At 52.2% G+C, this 16,804-nt stretch carries 14 protein-coding genes; 9 read left to right on the top strand and 5 right to left on the bottom strand.

The window, feature by feature from the left end; genetic code table 11:
• The first annotated feature begins 318 nt into the window (after positions 1–318).
• A complete protein-coding gene (locus AC1DV6_RS06075; RefSeq protein WP_477976126.1) occupies positions 319–1,236 on the top strand; it encodes a MurR/RpiR family transcriptional regulator in 918 nt (305 codons plus the stop codon).
• Positions 1,237–1,315: 79 nt separating this feature from the next.
• Here AC1DV6_RS06075 and AC1DV6_RS06070 read toward each other — a convergent pair whose 3' ends face one another.
• Entirely contained in the window at positions 1,316–1,798 is a 483-nt protein-coding gene (locus AC1DV6_RS06070; RefSeq protein ID WP_477976124.1) for an N-acetyltransferase family protein, read from the bottom strand.
• Positions 1,799–2,309: 511 nt separating this feature from the next.
• On the opposite strand from AC1DV6_RS06070, the gene leuA reads away from it, so the two are divergent.
• A complete protein-coding gene (leuA, locus tag AC1DV6_RS06065) occupies positions 2,310–4,004 on the top strand; it encodes a 2-isopropylmalate synthase (protein WP_477976122.1) in 1,695 nt (564 codons plus the stop codon).
• Between the two features lie 162 nt (positions 4,005–4,166).
• Here leuA and AC1DV6_RS06060 read toward each other — a convergent pair whose 3' ends face one another.
• Positions 4,167–4,598: a GFA family protein gene (locus tag AC1DV6_RS06060; RefSeq protein ID WP_477976120.1), complete on the bottom strand. Its 432-nt coding sequence runs from the start codon at positions 4,596–4,598 to the stop codon at positions 4,167–4,169.
• Positions 4,599–4,876: 278 nt separating this feature from the next.
• Between AC1DV6_RS06060 and AC1DV6_RS06055 the strand changes: the two genes are divergently transcribed.
• The 3 genes from AC1DV6_RS06055 to AC1DV6_RS06045 all read left to right on the top strand — a co-directional run bounded on the left by AC1DV6_RS06055 (position 4,877) and on the right by AC1DV6_RS06045 (position 7,849).
• Entirely contained in the window at positions 4,877–6,556 is a 1,680-nt protein-coding gene (locus tag AC1DV6_RS06055) for an AIPR family protein (protein ID WP_477976118.1), read from the top strand.
• Positions 6,557–6,682: 126 nt separating this feature from the next.
• Positions 6,683–7,534, top strand: a complete 852-nt coding sequence (locus tag AC1DV6_RS06050; protein WP_477976116.1) for a S1/P1 nuclease — start codon at positions 6,683–6,685, stop codon at positions 7,532–7,534.
• Between the two features lie 42 nt (positions 7,535–7,576).
• On the top strand, positions 7,577–7,849 hold the full coding sequence (locus AC1DV6_RS06045) for a hypothetical protein (protein ID WP_477976114.1): 273 nt from the start codon (positions 7,577–7,579) through the stop codon (positions 7,847–7,849).
• A gap of 161 nt (positions 7,850–8,010) precedes the next feature.
• On the opposite strand, the gene AC1DV6_RS06040 is transcribed toward AC1DV6_RS06045, so the two are convergent.
• Positions 8,011–8,478 carry a hypothetical protein gene (locus AC1DV6_RS06040; protein ID WP_477976112.1) on the bottom strand — a complete coding sequence of 156 codons (468 nt, stop codon included), beginning with the start codon at positions 8,476–8,478 and terminating at the stop codon, positions 8,011–8,013.
• Between the two features lie 721 nt (positions 8,479–9,199).
• Here AC1DV6_RS06040 and AC1DV6_RS06035 point away from each other — a divergent pair.
• Together AC1DV6_RS06035 and AC1DV6_RS06030 are read left to right on the top strand one after the other, a co-directional pair.
• Positions 9,200–9,481, top strand: coding sequence for a helix-turn-helix domain-containing protein (locus tag AC1DV6_RS06035; protein WP_477976110.1), 282 nt, complete (start codon positions 9,200–9,202; stop codon positions 9,479–9,481).
• Positions 9,482–9,674: 193 nt separating this feature from the next.
• Positions 9,675–13,724 (top strand): nSTAND3 domain-containing NTPase, encoded by a 4,050-nt coding sequence (locus tag AC1DV6_RS06030; RefSeq protein ID WP_477976108.1) that lies wholly within the window; start codon positions 9,675–9,677, stop codon positions 13,722–13,724.
• 4 nt (positions 13,725–13,728) lie between these two features.
• Here the strand turns inward: AC1DV6_RS06030 and AC1DV6_RS06025 are convergent, their stop codons facing one another.
• Both AC1DV6_RS06025 and AC1DV6_RS06020 read right to left on the bottom strand, forming a co-directional pair.
• Positions 13,729–14,433 carry a hypothetical protein gene (locus AC1DV6_RS06025; RefSeq protein WP_477976106.1) on the bottom strand — a complete coding sequence of 235 codons (705 nt, stop codon included), beginning with the start codon at positions 14,431–14,433 and terminating at the stop codon, positions 13,729–13,731.
• On the bottom strand, positions 14,430–15,035 hold the full coding sequence (locus AC1DV6_RS06020; RefSeq protein ID WP_477976104.1) for a hypothetical protein: 606 nt from the start codon (positions 15,033–15,035) through the stop codon (positions 14,430–14,432). Before AC1DV6_RS06020 ends, AC1DV6_RS06025 begins: the two co-directional genes overlap by 4 nt.
• Before the next feature lie 293 nt (positions 15,036–15,328).
• On the opposite strand from AC1DV6_RS06020, the gene AC1DV6_RS06015 reads away from it, so the two are divergent.
• Entirely contained in the window at positions 15,329–15,862 is a 534-nt protein-coding gene (locus AC1DV6_RS06015; protein ID WP_477976102.1) for an HAD domain-containing protein, read from the top strand.
• A complete protein-coding gene (locus AC1DV6_RS06010) occupies positions 15,859–16,641 on the top strand; it encodes a metallophosphoesterase family protein (RefSeq protein WP_477976100.1) in 783 nt (260 codons plus the stop codon). Before AC1DV6_RS06015 ends, AC1DV6_RS06010 begins: the two co-directional genes overlap by 4 nt.
• The last annotated feature ends 163 nt before the right edge of the window (positions 16,642–16,804 follow it).

Genomic DNA, 16,804 nt, shown 5'->3' with positions numbered 1-16,804 from the left:
CACTGCATTGACTGGAATCAAATACTCGTTGGGATGTAATATATCATCAAATCGCATTTATGCATAAATATATTCATGCGGTCGGCGCGATGGCTTATCTATTCGCCATACCTCCAGAGGGGGGCGTCGGGGGTGGCGGTATGTCCGCTCCAATGACGTGCAAGCTTCTGACTTCAACTTGAATTGGTCGTTGCGCACAAATGAGGCCGGAGCCGGAGTGGTAGACGGCGTGGTTATGCCCGCCAGAGCTACTCTTGCGACCTATACTCAGCGACGATATTCGGCACCGCGCGAAAGCGAGTCCTAAGGAGAAAGAGATTGACAACTTCTAAGCCGTTGAACAAGCCCTCAAAGAATGGGCTCAACTCGAAGCAGCTTGCTGAGTCCAGGGTCGTCCGGCTCGAAATCGACGCACGACTAAAAAACAAACGGCTCACTCCGGGACTTAGAAGAATCATCCAATGTGCAATTGATCACGCGGGTGAAATTGGTGTGTTAACGAGTATGGAGTTGGCCGCTCTCGCAAATACAAGCCAACCGACCGTCTCTCGCCTGGCAAGTACTTTGGGCTACGACGGGTTTCTCGACATGCGGCGCTCTCTTCATGAGGCAGTTTCAAAGCCTCTGCCGAAGTCGGGCTCCCACCAAAATCGATATCAGTCAGCAGCTGTCGCTGAGTCTGCAAACGTTGCAGACCTTGCGGCAACACTTTCTGATATTTCAATGATTCGAAATCTTGGGACGATGCTGGCGAAATCGAAGCCACTAATCGTCCTGGGACTCAGAGCTTCTGCGGGCGTTGCGTCCACATTTCATTTTTTTGCATCGAAAGTCCATCCTGATGTGCGTTTGATAAATCAAGGTGGATCCATGGTGGAGGATTGCCTTGAGCAAGGCGCTTCAGCGGGTGCAACATTTGTACTGGCGTTTGCATTGCCCTTGTATCCAAACGAGACCATCAATGCATTGAAATTCGCCAAACAATTGGGACTGAAAATTGGGATTGTGAGCGATCCAGCTTTTGAATCCCATTTCAACGGTCTTGGGGATTTCCTGCTGCCAGCAAGGATAAATTCATCGCTTGTATTTGACTCTTCGGCCTCAACGGCTGTACTCACTTCAGTGATACTGGATGCTATGTGCGACGCTATGTCAGAGCACGCCGAGGCTCGACTGGAAGCTATCGACAAGTCTTCTGCTCGGAGAAAAGTCTTTCCAGTTACCTCACAAAAATAGACTTTTTTGAAAGAGGACTTCACAGTCTTGCGACTGTATTTGGGTTCATTCAATACCGTCAGCGCCCTATTGGCGACGCTCAATCGAAGAGCTTAGACATGACGTAGTCATCGATGTATTCGGACTCATGAGATCGTTTGTAAAACTTTCGCAGCTTTCCTTCGATTTCAAACCCGAGCCGTGTATAGAAGGCAAGTCCACGAAGATTGTCGGTCTCTACGAGGAGTTCAATCCTCTTTGCACCTGAGCTTCGAAGCTCGTCGATAGCCTCTGTGACCATGGCATGTGCTACGCCATGACCATGAAACTTCGGAGCTACTGCAAGCGTACCTATGTATGCAGCATGGCTCGAACGCCCCGGATGACAAAATGCTTTGTAGAAACCGGCGAGTTCACCAGAAACCTCATAGGCAAAGAAACACCGGCTCTCGACTAGCTCACGAAAAATAGGGCGGAACGTTTCGATCGACATAGGGTCATAGCCCAGGAAAGGGATGACAGTCGGGTCCATGTAGATTGAGAATATGGATTCAAGATCACTCAGTTCGACAAGTCGGCGCATCGTTCCTCCAACGCACAATGAAAGAATCCAATTCTGACGTATTGCACTTGCGCCAGAGGAATCCAGTTGGGCCAGTTGCGGTCACTCGCTTGTGACCGCTTTGCAGAAGATCCAGTTCGCGCAGTCCGGCACAGGAACTACTTGTTGCATCCCACTCTTCGTGCCGCAGAGGTACGTCGCCAACGGCCGCACCATAGCAACCCAATTTACTTCTGGTGTGCGACGGCCAAGCGGCGCTTCTGACTCACTTCGGGTGAGCCCGTCCGTGCAGGCGGCAACAGCAATGAAAGCAAAAGTAGTAGATCCCAAACACCACTTTGCCGTATGAATCTTCGGTGATCTGCTAATATTGTGCACATGAACACATTTGCACTAGCGCTACTACTAATCCCCTCCGGGCGGAGATGGTAGTACACGCGTAAGCGCAAACACCACGGCCCGTAGCTACCAGCAACGGGCCGTTTTTCATTGGGTTGCTGGTTCCTCTTTTTTCCACCCAGGAGTTCCCAGCATGTTGAAACAACCCAGCCACAAGTACCCCACCTTTGCGCCCATTGGCCTGACTGACCGCACCTGGCCCAACGCCGTGCTGACGCAAGCCCCGATCTGGCTCAGCACCGATCTGCGCGATGGCAACCAGGCGTTGATTGAGCCCATGGACATGGCGCGCAAGTTGCGCATGTTTAGCCACTTGCTGGAGATTGGCTTCAAGGAAATCGAGGTCGGCTTTCCCGCCGCGTCGCAAATCGAATTCGACTTTGTGCGCCAGTTGATCGAGCAAAAGCTGGTGCCCGATGACGTGACCATCCAAGTCATGACCCCGGCCACCGAACACCTGATCCGCCGCACCATGCAAGCCCTGGTGGGCGCTAAGCGCGCCATCGTCCATGTGTACAACGCTACCTCGCCAATCATGCGCCGCGTGGTGTTGGGCATGGACCAGGACCAGATCGTGCAATTGGCTACTGTCCACGCCAAGCTGATACAAGACCTAGCATGCGCGCAGCCCGACACACACTGGACCTTTCAGTATTCGCCCGAGCATTTCTCGGGCACCGAACTGGCATTTTCAAAACGTGTGGTGGATGCCGTCACTGCCGTGTGGCAGCCTACGCCTACTCGCCCGTGCATCATCAACCTGCCGACCACGGTGGAGCACTCCACGCCCAATGTGTTCGCCGACATGATCGAGTGGATGCACCGCAATATCGCGCGGCGCGAAAGCGTGGTGCTCTCTGTGCACCCACACAATGACCGCGGCACCGGCGTGGCGGCGGCCGAGTTGGCGATGATGGCCGGCGCACAGCGCGTGGAAGGCTGCCTGTTTGGCAACGGCGAGCGCACCGGTAATGTGGACCTCGTCAATATTGCACTCAACCTATACACCCAGGGTGTATCTCCCCGACTGGACTTCTCGAAGATTGACGATATCCGCCGCATGGTGGAGCACTGCAACCAGTTGCCGGTGCACCCGCGCCACCCTTACGTGGGCGAGCTGGTTTACACATCCTTCTCCGGCACACACCAGGATGCAATAAAGAAGGCCTTTACCCAGCGTGAGAACGCCTCATCCGAAGGTTTTTGGGCTATCCCCTACTTGCCGATTGACCCCATGGATCTCGGGCGCAGCTACGAAGCGGTGATCCGCATCAACAGCCAGTCGGGCAAGGGCGGCATTGCCTACCTGATGGAAACCGAATACGGCCTGGAGTTGCCACGGCGTCTGCAAATTGAGTTCAGCCGAGTAGTGCAGGCCGTCATGGACATCGAGGGTAAGGAGCTCACCGCGCAAGACCTGTGGGACTTGTTCCAACGAGAATACGGCACCGCAAGCAGCAGCGCGCCGCAGGTGCAGCAAACCACGCATGACGACGGTGTAACACTGACGGCGCAATGGAACGGGCAGCAGATCCAGGGACATGGCGCAGGACCGATCGAGGCTTTTGTCAATGCGCTGAACGCCGGGTCTGAGCGTACGGTGCGCGTGCTTGACTACCACGAACATGCCATAAGCGCCGGGGCCGACGCGCAGGCGGTGGCCTATCTGGAACTACGCATCAACGAACAGCACACTGTGTTTGGCGTGGGCATGGACTCCAACATTGTGTCCGCTTCGCTCAAAGCGATTGAGTCGGGTGTGCGACGAGTGGATTTGCGCACCACAGTAGCCGACCACGCGCAGCACCCAGACCTGACCAATGTTTAAGCTGACCGCAATGCGCGTTGCCGAGCGGGTCGGTATTCGGGGTGATCCGCGCGCCTGTAACGGGCCAAGAGCTGCTTGTCGTCCGTCAAGAATGCAGTCGTTCTACATCCGAATTAAGGGACATCTTGGGACCTGCCGCTAGATGTTCCTTTGACTTATGGCTTAGACCGTGCTTTTGGGTTGCTGCGGTGGTAGCGGCTGGCGCTCAACCCGCTCCAGCGCGGAGTCCAAGCAAGCCCAGGTAGGCGCGCTAGCGCTCCAAATATTGGCCGTTGGTCTGATCAATGACGGATTGTCGAGAGTTCCGAGGCGAACGACTGTCAAACCGGGACGACCCGTCGAATCTGCGAAGAGATGGCTTCCACAGCGAGCGCAGAACCGACGGTTAATTTGGTTGCCACTATCCGCAGCGCTGATGTACTCGCTCGGAGTCCCCGAGATATCAATTGCCTGTGTCGGAACGACTGCGTTGACGGTTCCGTTTGACGAGATACGTTGGCAGTTCGCGCACCAACAGACTCGCGAGGCGGCAGGCTCTGCAGTCAATCTGTAGCTGATATCGCCGCAAAGGCAGCGTCCGGTGTATTCAGTCATAGTCGCTCCAACCAGAGAAACACCCCAGTATCGGGGCGGTCTGAATTGTACGGTTTGGTGAAATTTGTACGGTCAGCTTTGCGGCAAGCAATTCAAGGATCTAGGGGACCGCTTTGTCTCGATTGCAGCCGCCTGCAAAGGGCGGCCTCAGATAGGGAGCAGCACTTGCGCACTCTGTAGTTCGAGCCAATGTTTCAATTTTTTCTAGTCCCTGACCAAAAAGCCGCATAAAGTGATACCGTTTGCAAAAATCTAGAGATAAGAATCAGGGAGTACATATGTCGGCACTTAGGGTCAATCAGATCAAGGCAAAAGTATTAGCAATGTTTGAGACGTTGCTAGACCTCTCTGACATTGGAACGACCGATAAGGAGCGAGAAGTAAAGATACTTTCGCGTGCTCTAGCTGCACTGGCCGTCTATCTCGAGACCGGTTGTTCTCTGAAAGAGGCTGCAGAGTCGGTTTGGGATGGAAGTGATGACAACGGTATTGACGCAGCTTTTTTCGATGCATCGAATCAAAGAGTTCTATTCGTGCAATCGAAGTGGATTTCAAAGGGGTCGGGTGAACCGGAAGCCAAAGAGCTTGGCGTTTTCGTCGCCGGGGCTAAAGATGCTATTGAGCAAGACTCCACGAACTTCCACTCTCGACTACATGCGCGATTTAGCGATATCGCGCTTCGGACTTCAACACCTGGCACCTCAGTTGACTTGCTAGTAATTACTACTGGGGCCAGTGCCTTAGCAAAGCACGGCCAGGGTGTGTTGGACAAGTTCACAAATGAGCTGAACGGTGCTGATCCAGAAGAAATCGCGCACTCCATCATCTATGGGCTAAGTGAGGTCTATGCTGGATTAGCAAATGATCTAGGCTCAAACACGGTTACCCTTGATGCAACAATTTTGGACTGGTCGTACATATCCAGTCCGCATGCAGCGTACTCGGGTGTTATTGATGGACTATCACTGAAAGAATGGTGGAAAAAGCACGGCAAGAGCCTTGTGTCGTCCAACATTCGGTTCGCGCTAGGTAGTACCGAAGTCAATAATGAAATTAAGAACTCTGCCGCAACGGCGCCACAGAGGTTTTGGTATTTCAACAATGGAATAACCCTCGTTGCAAATGAAGCTGTTAAGGCGCCTGCTGGAGCTGCTTCCCGGTCAGCCGGTGTTTTTTCATTCAAAGGCGCATCGATCGTAAATGGAGCTCAGACAGTCAGCTCGCTTGCAAAAGTCGATGACTTGTCCCTAGGTCATGTCCGGGTTCCGTTTCGTGTCATTCTCTTGAAGGATGCCCCTGCTGGATTCGGTCAGGAAGTAACAAGGACAAACAATCTACAAAATCGAGTGGAACCTCGAGATTTCGTTGCGCAAGATCCAGAACAGAAGCGATTGCGTCAAGAAATGGCGATTGAGGGTATTGATTACCAGTTCGTTCGCAGCGACGATGCGTTAGCCACCGCAACCTCGTGCGAGCTCGTCGAAGTGACAACTGCACTAGCGTGCGCGATGGGGGACTCAAGCTATGCCGTTCAAATTAAGACTGGTATCGGACGCTTTTTTGCGGATCTAAAGAAACCACCATACAAGACCATATTCAATCCGAGTATGAGCGGCGCGCGAGCGTTTAATGCGACGCTACTTCTGCGAGAGATCGATCGTTGGATAGACCATAAAAAGCAGAATATTTCAAAACGAAGTGGCCCAAAATGGGGTGTATTGGTACACGGAAATAGGGTGCTTGCGGCAGTTGTCATGATGCGATTCGGACTCGACAAGCTCTCACAACCAATTGCCAGTTTTGGAAAGGCAATTGATAAGAAGGCGATTGACGCGCATTGCGATGCGGCTTATCTGAAAATGGTTGCCAAAATTGAAGCCGCTTACTCTGCTAAGTTCTTAGCGGTTCTCTTCAAGAACCCGACGATGAGTAAGGCATTATTTGACGACGCGGTTTAGAGGCAGTCCCGCACGCGCCTCCAGATATTCGAAGTGAGCAGGCGCACTGATATAAGTCTGGGCTCGAATTGCCAACTAAACCCGAGTGTGAGATGCCTGCTTCCGAGCAGGTCATTTTTTCATCACATGTCTGCTTCGTCTCGAAATAAGACGTCTGCGTGGAGTGTCTGTATAGCTCACTATGATGCTTGCACCATGAAGCATGACTCCGTTAAATCCACACTTCCGCTGCTCTTGGCAGCAATCCTCGTATTTGTGCAATCGCCAGTTTTCGCCTGGGGGTCCCAGGGACACCAAGTTGTCGCCGGCCTAGCGTTGGCACAGCTAACCCCTGCGAGTCGAAAGGAAGTCGACAAACTACTAGCTCTTGAGCCGGGAGCCACACTAGAGTCAGTCTCAACTTGGGCAGACGAAACTCGGAACCCAGCGACTGCATCCTGGCACTACGTGAACTTTCCGCGTGACAGTTGCACCTATGACGCCAATCGCGATTGTGCAGATGGAAAGTGCGTCGTCTCGGCGATAGACGCCCAGACCGCCATCCTTAAAAGTGACCCCTCTGACGAAAAGCGGCTTTTGGCCCTTAAGTACTTGGTTCATTTCATGGGTGATGTTCATCAACCCTTGCACGCGGGTTACCTGGATGACAAAGGCGGCAATACCTATCAGTTGCAGGTCTTGATGCGCGGCACGAACCTGCATTCTCTTTGGGACTCAGGTTTGATTCGTCAGCTAGAGGAGGATGCTCCAACGATGACTAAACGCTTGCTGTCAAAGTCAGTTGCGAGTGGTCCGAAAGGAGCACATGCGTCCTTGGCTGCTGAAGAGTCCTGCAAGATCGTCGGCATGCCCGGCTACTATCCTGAGCGAAAGGTTACGGCAGATTACTTCGAACAATTTACGCCCATCATGGAGGTGCGATTGGCTCTGGCGGGTTCCAGGTTGGCAGAATTACTAAACAAGACACTAGCCAAGTAGACCGGACCCACGCGGACCGTGGGCGACAAAGAGGGAGAGCATATGAAGAAAGTTATTGTTGTGATTGCAGCCTGCGTTCTGTCCTTTGGGGCGATGGCCAAGAGCGGCGGAAGCGGCCACTCAAAGGGCAGTAGTAGTGGCAGCGGACACGTCAACTCCAGCAGCCATGCCGTGCGTGGGCACGTTACAAAAAAGGGCACTTATGTCGCACCTGCTCGCGCGACCAATCCCAATAAAAAGAAATCGGACAACTACTCTCAAAAGGGCAATACCAACCCCAACACCGGCAGGCCCGGAACCGTCACAAAGCCGTAAAGCCCAAGGCCTTTTCACACAACCCGCCCAGGCGGGTTTTTTGTTGCCCTCCTTTGAGGTGCCAATACTTGGAGAAATACTGCAAATATTGGCATCGATTGCGGTCACCTGATGCGCCTAGATGCATCGGGTGACGTCAATCGCTGCAATGCGGTAATAAATTAGCATCCTGATTGTCGATAAATTGAACGCAGGCTAAAAAGGTGCGCCTGCGCATATTTGAGGGGCTCACCTTGCGTGGCTAATCGTTCTGCTGACTCAGCCTTTGGTATTTCCGAGTCCAGTAATTTGCACCTTCTTTGCAGATCAGGTGCAAGTTTCATGCGTTGACCAGCTGTGTCGAGCTGCTTCGCGTCCATTCCAGTTAGAGGGCGCAAAACGTCCGCGAACGCCTCTTGGAATTGCTCCCGCTGCACATCTTTTCCAATACGTGTCTTGCCACTAGATGCATTGAGTCCTCGCGTTGGCTCAACGTCAACTTTGGTCGCCCCCAGGCAAGGAGAATCTGAATAGTGAATCTTGTCTCCCTCACCGCACTTGTAAACCGTACGGGAGGGGGACGGTAGTTTTTGCGCTGAGGCAGTGGTGCACAGGCATGAACAAAAAAACAAAAATGCGATGAGCTTCATATCTTGTCATTTTGATATTCACCATATGACTTGCCTATCCCCCATTTGGGGGATTTTTCGTAAAAAATATGTGGATTCCGCTGTCGGCTATGCGGCAAGGCGCTTGCACCTTTTCATTTCTTCTTTGGGTGGCGGATTCAACCGGTCGACGCAACAAGTTGTCTTTGATATGGCTATCTACGCGAATAACACCGAATCAAGATTCCAACCTTTTTCTGCTTCATATTTGAGCAATAGCCATGTCTTTTCTCGCTGGCCAACGTAATGCCGACGCAAAACTACTGACCCTGTCCATATGCATTTCGGTATGAGTTGCCGGACAAAACTTTCGGTCTCTTCATCCGCATATTTGATTGCTGCTAGAGCGACGTCGCTAGCTTGCTCGGGAGTGAACCCGAGACTCTCGAGTGTGCTAATGATCTGATCACTGCTAGGGCCAAGCTGCACTTGCAATATTCGTCCCCGCAATGGTGATTTCATGCAAGTACCTCAACGGTGAAAGTCCAAGTCCTCATCATTTCCCAGATTGTTTCCTAGCTTCTAGGCCAAGCAGAAGTAGGGCCCGCTATGTGTTCTCAGCGTCCGATTCCTCCCCCACACACAAGCAGCCGATTCAACTCACACATTAGTAATCGTAGATTTAGATCAATCTCGCTGATTCCTCAACACCAGAGGTAAATACTCCGTTGATATAAATGTATCACATGGTGACATTTGTGAGGTGTCTGTAAAACCTGTACCGCCCACCGAATTCCCTGCGACAGATGACCTTCTCGGGATCATCGCTTTCCGTGTTTGTATGCTTCGAAATCGAAAAGGCTGGAGTCAGGAAAGGCTCGCCTTAGAGGCGGATCTCGATCGCACCTATATTTCTGGGGTGGAGCGCAAACGCTGGGCCGTAACGGTGACTTCTCTTGACCTGATGGCAAAGGCGTTGGATAGCGAAGCATGGGAGCTATTAATCCCAGTGGATAAAAGTGAGTTCATCGAGGCCACTCGCTAGGCTATGCGGTTTGTGCGCCCAATTTGACTGACCAGGTGTCGTTTCCGGCCGCTTCGCTCTATGGCGCCATACCCTTTTCGCAAATCCCCCAATTGGGGGATGGTCAAGTGATCAAATTACAGGTATGAAGGCAGCATCGCCTATCTCCGCGACTGAGTAGAGAGTCAGGCGCAAAACGCTCCCATCCCGAACTGTGGAATTCGAATTGACGACCAGTGCCAAAAGAGCCGTAAAAGGCAGAAAGCAAAAAACGCCGAGATCAACCGGCTCGGGCGCTCCAGCAATTGCTGGTTACGAATATCAAATTGACGTTTCTGTCTGGTTGGCACTTGATTTGGTCCTTGCTTCGGGCATGACTTCCAACCTGATTCTTGAGCCCGCATCTCAAGAAGACTTAGAGGCCACGCTGTCCGAATACGAACCTGGCCGCCTCGCCAGCTTGGCGTCGATGGGTGATTACGACCTGATTGTTCAGGCGAAATTGGACAATGGTGATGCTTGGACACAAACAACGCTCGTTTCTCTTCTCCAGTACGGTAGTGAAGCTAGGGTATCTGCTGCCGCACGCCTGGAAGCCAGTACGAAGAACAGGTACCTGCTTGTCACGAGCGCCGGAGTAAACGGACCTGCAAAGGCGCTTTGCAAGAGGTTCTTCGGTACATGGCCCGGATTAGATGCAGTTCCCGAGGTGATCTCAAAGAGACTTGAATTCGACATTTCGAGTCGATTCGCAGTCATCGCGAACCAAGATGCGGAACGATTAGTAAACGACATTGAGAACCTACTCACCAACAGGTTTCGCGTGCCGAATTCAAAGCTTCAGTCCTGCCGCAAACAACTTCGTGAAGATGCGAGATCAAGGATTGGCGGTGCAAGCGGCGGTCGCTGGACTCGCGCGGAGCTTGAAACTGTTATTCGGGCACATGACGGAATATTGGCGAGTACGCCAGAGCTTGAAAACTACGTGCATCCAACAAACTGGAACGATTTGCTGGATGCAATGAAACGGAAATCGGCTGCGATCATCGTCGGACAATCTGGAACCGGAAAGACTCTGGCAACAAAAAAACTATACGACGAACTCCGGCAATCGATACCTGGACTAACACGCGTACCCATTCGTTTTGGCCCCTATGAACTGAGAGACAATGTCACGCCTGCCCCGGTACTCTTTGACATCGAAGACCCGTGGGGACGTTTCGATTTCGACCCAAAAAGTCGTCCGTGGAATGACCAGCTTGCGAGCATACTGTCGTCGGCCCGACCCGATTCGCTCATTGTCGCAACCTCGAGGCTGGATGTTGCTAAAGCCTCGGGAGCATTTAAGGCAATTTCCCCTTGGGTTGTCCCACTTGAGTCTGAAAACTACGGTAAGCCGGAGCGGCAAAGGCTCTTCCGCACCAGGCTAAGCAGCCTACCGCAAGACGTTCAGGAATTGGTCAGGGATTCAGAGCAAGCTGTTCTCAGCAAGTTGGCAACTCCACTTGAAATTCAAAAGTTTTTCGATGCAATTCGTACCGCTGTGCACGAGCCAGGAATTGATTCGAACGATCTGGTTGATATCGCCATTGACATGGCGCATGAAGATTCAATTGAACGTACAGTCATTGAGCAGATCCAGGAACGAAACGACGTTCGAGCGGCTACGGTCATTTGGGCTCTTCTCGACGTCAATCAAAAAGTGACGAGAGCACTCCTACGTGAAATCGAGGCTGGTCTTTCAGACATCGACTCGGAGATGGCGAGTGGAATATCTCCATTGATAGATTTCTTTGTCTCGGCCCGGAATCTGCGCCAAAGTGATGATGGAGTGGTGACCTACTACCACCCCCGGGTTGAAGCGGGCATTACCACAGCACTAAAAGAACATGAACTGGTTGTCCGAAAAACTCTGCGCAACCTCATAGAGTTACTTGCAGCAAGTAACGAGCTTGGCCTGGAATGGGGACCCGGAGTTGCCGCCCGGTTGGTTGCTCGAAGTCGCAAAGAGTTCAACGTGTCCCCTGGCCCCAATGCCTCATTGAAGATTGACGCATGGCTTGAACGCAGGCTTGAAGGCGCCGGTTCAGATTTCGACGCATATCTCAAACTCACCTCCGCTGCAGGGTCTCCAGCTTGCAACGTTGCAGAAGTCGCGCGATTCCTCATGCATCGTGTCACTGGCGATTTCGCGGGGTTGTATATGTGGGCCGATCCAGAATACACGCCGGAGTGGTTTCGTCATCGACAGGAAGCGCCCTCTACCAAGCCGCTTATTGAGCGGTTCATTCGGGAAGTCATGGCCGGAGATCAGGTTTATTACCCACGAACATTCGCGGATGATCTTGGGCGACTAGCAAGCGGCTTGGATAGCGCATTTTTGGACGCAGCCGTGCGATCAGTGGGCTATGGAGTGATCTCTTCAGATGACGCCATCGCCTACGGTGCCCTGAAGGACGTAGATGACTTCGGCGCAGTTGTAGATCTTGCGGTCGAGGCGCTCACCCCATCCGCATCTCAAGTAAAAAAGGCGAAAGCAACACTGCTGGATATTCAAAATGAGGTTTATAGCGAAGACTACGCATCCTATCTCTCCGAAAATGATGAAGGATATACGGCCAGCGAATATCTAAAAGCTTTCGTAAGACGAGCCCGAGAGACGAAAGGTTGGCTCTATATCGTTAAGCATAAGCATGCAGATCACATGCGCAACTACTGGGTGAGCGATGTCTCGGAAGCAGGTCGGACTTCAAACGAGGCGGAGTTTGACGCTGCATTTGAGGTTGCGTTTGGAACGGAAGATGAACGAGATTTGTGGATCGCTTTACGAAAGGATTGGAGCCCGAAATTCTCAGACGCCTTGCAGTTCCGTGTCGTAGAAGGGAATGAGAGACCTGGAATATCAATAGCCGCACTCACGTGTATTTTGGAGCACGATATCAGCGCGTTTCGAAAAGTCTTGGTCAAGCTGGAGACTGAGAGTGCCTCAAATAGATTGATCGAAATTTGCCGGGAGATTTTGGAAATGCCAGATCTCATGCCTAGCGAAGAAGAGAGTCATATTCTTGATTTGGCAAGAGGCGCAGCCTCAGCATTGCCTTCACCTTTCCACGACTTTGTCGTAGCCGAAACTGCGACTGCCCAGAAAACTGTTCCGACACTTTCAGACGAGGCAGTTGAGGTACTTAGCGAGATATTAAATCCAAGCGAGCATGTGCGAGAGCTTCGCCTCATGCTTGATGCCCATATCCCACTGCCAGTCGAGAGCGACATTGAACATGCGCTTTCGCGAAGTGAAGATTCGGCAATCGCAATTCTGGCCATACAGGCCGCGATTCGACACGGCATGACAACGGTCGTTGAGGCAGCATTGGATCATCGCTTCGCGCATATTGCTGCACTGGCGCTTACAGCCGTGGCTGATTCTCTAAGCGGCCCATTCCCACATCGCATCCTAATACTCTCGACGCATCGTGCAAGTCCCGTACGGCTTGCACTAGCAGTTGCGCTGAAACGTAATACCAGCGTCGCCCACACGGGTACTTTGATGGCGCTTGCCAATGATCATTGGTCGAAAGACTCTTTTCATTATTACGATCAATCGAGCCACTGTCCAATTGCAAGAGTCGCCGTTGAAGCCCTCGCAGACCTTGCTCCGTTTGGTCCGGAATATGACACGCAGATGCAAACCATTGCTAAGAGTACAACCGACCTCATCGTACGGAGCACTATGCTCGAGCTGATGGCGGCGTCGGGACCGCCCACTCAGCAATTGCTATTTGATCTTGCAGTTGACCCTGGACGCGCTGCTGTCCATGCGGCTGCGGCAAACGCATTGCTTAGCCGGGAAGAATATATCGATGACCAAATGTTGGCGCAAATATCAAGCGAGCATCTGAATCTAGGCAATGAAGAGATTGCCCTCATATTTGCATTGTTACTGGGGCACAGAGGAACAATTGCCGTAGTACAAAGCGTGGCTGAGGCTATTTCGGCTGACAAACGCCGACGTGTATTACTCCTCCCAATACTCGTGTCCTTGAGAGATCGAGATATGGAAACTGCCAAGAAAGTCGCCGATCTACTTCCAAAAAATCACCCCGCGGTTCGAGTTGCGCTAGGTATTGAAAGTCCAGTTCCAACTTATGAGACCTTGGCTGACTTGGGAGATCCAGCTCTCTGCGATGAGGTCCTTAAGGTTCTTTTGATTGGCAACCGAGGGTTGCCTGCTGAATCACCCGCCACTACGCCGGGATCGACTTAAACGTCTATGCACTTCCTGTCGTTGGTTTGCTTGTTTCAAGCGCAATGTCATTTGCCTCAATCCACGACTCAAGAGCGGTAAAGGCGTCGGGCCATTCGTCATCGTACTCGCTACAAAAAACTGAGATGCATGCGCTTATGTGTGCCGGATGATATTTGCCATACTGCTCGGACCACCGGCTGCTGAAGGTCGTCACATGGCTTGTCTGATCCGCAGTTGAATATCCGCGGACCATGCCTTCGTAATTTGGATGAGCACTTTCCGAAAGCGCAATGTAGCTCGACTCCAAGCCAGGATAGCGCTTGTCCGCCTTACTCAGAATAGTAAGGATGTTGATGGAATCATAAGGAGTGGATTTGTCCCTTGATCCTAGGACAAGTTTTGTAGTGGTTTCAGAAAATCTATGAAAGTCAAGATCACCAGCAACAACACTACGCATGGCTTGATTGAGATAGACGAGTAACGCAAGCGTCTCATATGCCGAGCGGAGAAGTATTCGCGCTCCCAATATGCCGTCTGAGGCTTGCAATGTAAGAGATTGACTCAGAAGATCAATCGTTCGCCACGCAACCGCTTCACGTAGCATCAATGAACGCCAAGGCGCCTTCCATTTGTGTGCAGTGGCATTTCGTGAAAGCAGCCCCCCCACTTCGATTGACAGGCACAAGTTATCGCGCAGATGTTTCAAGATACCAGCGACGTCATTCATGCTTGAAACGAATAGTGAACCGTTTCCGATACCGACTTCGCGATACTTTCCGGATGAAAGATTGGGACAGGACCATCGTGGTGTACCTTGCTTGCAACTTTGTTGAGCATCTCAAAGTCAACCATATTTGCGGTGCAAATTGGTGCAAAACAGTTTCTTGCTGTCGCATGTATCAGCGCATCGAGCGAGTACTCTTTTTTCGCCTTACCTGGGCGCATTCCGGATGAACCTATATGCGAAAGCAGCCTGGTGCGAGCGGTCCACCATTCGTCGTAGCCTGGATTGACGACCATGAATCCGGTTGAAGCAAGTTGCCTGCTTCGACTAGCGAATCTGTAGGCCACCAAGTCAATAGCGCCACCCGGGCTATGAAATTGACTCCATATTTGCTTTTCGTTTTCGCCTGCAGAGCCATCTGGGCCAAAAGCCAACTCATACATTACTGGAGTCGGGACGAGCACTCGATACAGAGAAATAACCTCTTTCAACACTGTCATCCGTTCGTCAGACTCCGCAAACCATGTAAATGCACAGGTATCAAAAATCAACGAGTTGGTTTCAAGATACCCGCTGCTTCGCGGAACGTCAGTGGAGATCGGCATTTCGGCAGTTTAGATGGCCCCGCTTGCTTTGGGAATATGCGATATCGGTTATCCCATTTGCAACACATGAGGTAAATACTACGCATATAGAATTGCGCTGATGTATCTTTGACTGTAATCTTCGACCATGTTCTCGATTCAACTCCATTCCATAGCGATATGCATACAGCCAATGATGGTCACCATCATTTCGGCGAGGGGTGCGCGCACGATTTGAGTTGAAGCGTAGTCCCCTCCAATCTTTTGGAGTCGGGTCTACTAGTGGTTGCCGGGCTCCGCATTCAGGAGCCTTTATGCAACGCAATGATTCCCAAAGTACAAACCCGCCAGGCGAGTTTCTGCCCGCAGTGCCCATTGGTAAACAGCAGCCGTGTGTACTATTCCTCGATCTGGATGGAGTAACCCACGCTGAGTTTCCTAGACAAGGCTATCCTTTTGGCCAGCTACCGCTGATTGAGGGCGTTTTGCGGGACTTCCCGACCGTCGAGATCGTCATCAGCAGCACCTGGCGCCTTCACCATGACCTGGTAGAACTCCGGGGCAACTTCGCGTTAGACATCGCTCCCCGAGTGATTGACGTAACCCCACATGCATGGCGTTTTCGAGACGGCGTAAGACCATCCGGCCATCGGCAGCGCGAGATCGAGGCATGGCTGGAAGACAACCGTCCTGGTGGCGCACCCTGGCTAGCCATCGATGACCGCCCCGAATGGTTTGATGAGGACTGTCGCAATCTCTTCCTGACGAACTCGTTATACGGATTTCAACCAATTCAGGTTGAGGACTTGCGGCAGACATTGCTTCAGCTTGTGGGAGAAGAAGAATGATGCTACGTGATACAGAAGCCTTTGACGCAACCCACGCCGATGCGTTGCGCAAGATTTGGTTCTTGGGTGATGTTCACTCCAGTTTCAAGCACATCGCTAGAGCATTGGAGCGTGCAGTTGAGCCGCCGAAGTGGTTGGTCTTCCTGGGGGATGTGGACATTAGCGATCGCCCTTTCAGGTCAGTCCTGGAGCCGTGGTATCGGCAGTTTCCTTCCGTCCGGTTTGCCTTCATCCACGGAAACCACGATGCCGACTCCTATGCGCATTGGGAGATGCTGCATGACTGCGGAGGAGCGGTGCCGCTGCACGTGAGAGTTGTTGAACTGAATGGAATCAGAATTGCAGGCTTAGGCGGAACTTTTCTCGGCCGCGTGTGGAGCCCGCCGGCAACGCCGACGTTCCAGAGCAAGGAGGCCGCCATGAACCGTGGTTCATACCAATGGCGGGATGGCCAGCGGCCCAATCCAGGGCTGCTCGCAGCCATCTACCCAGATGACATTGCCAAGCTGAGTAACCTGCGGGCCGACATCCTGGTTACCCACGAGGCACCCTCATGCCACCCTTACGGTTTTGAGGCCATTGACGAGCTTTCATGGGATATGCAGGTGGTCCGGACGTTCCATGGCCACCACCATGATGACCTGAGTGATGAATACGCCCTGGTGCGTGACCAACTTGGCTTTGATGCCCGTGCGGTTAACTTCCGTGCCATCAAGAACGGTTTGGGCGAGCATGTGCTCGAAGTGCCAAACAGGCCAGTGGCTCCCGAAGAAGATTGATAAAGGCTCGCACCATGAAGATTCAACTAGCTTCCGATCTACATCTTGAGTTCCTTCAGCAACGGTGGCCTGGCGAGCGCCTCATTGATCCGGTACGATTGATATGGGCTTCCCCTCTCAGAACAAGTTGATGAAAAGTTTGACCTCTCCATCGTGGCACTGA

Source organism: Rhodoferax sp. P2_H8_2, from assembly GCF_056403235.1.
This window is presented reverse-complemented; position numbering and strand designations above follow the sequence as displayed.

What these genes read in the sequence shown, in the direction of transcription:
- AC1DV6_RS06070 (WP_477976124.1), bottom strand. Translation starts at nt 1,798, where the DNA reads ATGCGCCGACTTGTCGAACTGAGTGATCTTGAATCCATATTCTCAATC.
- leuA (WP_477976122.1), top strand. Translation starts at nt 2,310, where the DNA reads ATGTTGAAACAACCCAGCCACAAGTACCCCACCTTTGCGCCCATTGGC.
- AC1DV6_RS06060 (WP_477976120.1), bottom strand. Translation starts at nt 4,598, where the DNA reads ATGACTGAATACACCGGACGCTGCCTTTGCGGCGATATCAGCTACAGA.
- AC1DV6_RS06055 (WP_477976118.1), top strand. Translation starts at nt 4,877, where the DNA reads ATGTCGGCACTTAGGGTCAATCAGATCAAGGCAAAAGTATTAGCAATG.
- AC1DV6_RS06050 (WP_477976116.1), top strand. Translation starts at nt 6,683, where the DNA reads ATGTCTGCTTCGTCTCGAAATAAGACGTCTGCGTGGAGTGTCTGTATA.
- AC1DV6_RS06045 (WP_477976114.1), top strand. Translation starts at nt 7,577, where the DNA reads ATGAAGAAAGTTATTGTTGTGATTGCAGCCTGCGTTCTGTCCTTTGGG.
- AC1DV6_RS06040 (WP_477976112.1), bottom strand. Translation starts at nt 8,478, where the DNA reads ATGAAGCTCATCGCATTTTTGTTTTTTTGTTCATGCCTGTGCACCACT.
- AC1DV6_RS06025 (WP_477976106.1), bottom strand. Translation starts at nt 14,433, where the DNA reads ATGAATGACGTCGCTGGTATCTTGAAACATCTGCGCGATAACTTGTGC.
- AC1DV6_RS06020 (WP_477976104.1), bottom strand. Translation starts at nt 15,035, where the DNA reads ATGCCGATCTCCACTGACGTTCCGCGAAGCAGCGGGTATCTTGAAACC.
- AC1DV6_RS06015 (WP_477976102.1), top strand. Translation starts at nt 15,329, where the DNA reads ATGCAACGCAATGATTCCCAAAGTACAAACCCGCCAGGCGAGTTTCTG.
- AC1DV6_RS06010 (WP_477976100.1), top strand. Translation starts at nt 15,859, where the DNA reads ATGATGCTACGTGATACAGAAGCCTTTGACGCAACCCACGCCGATGCG.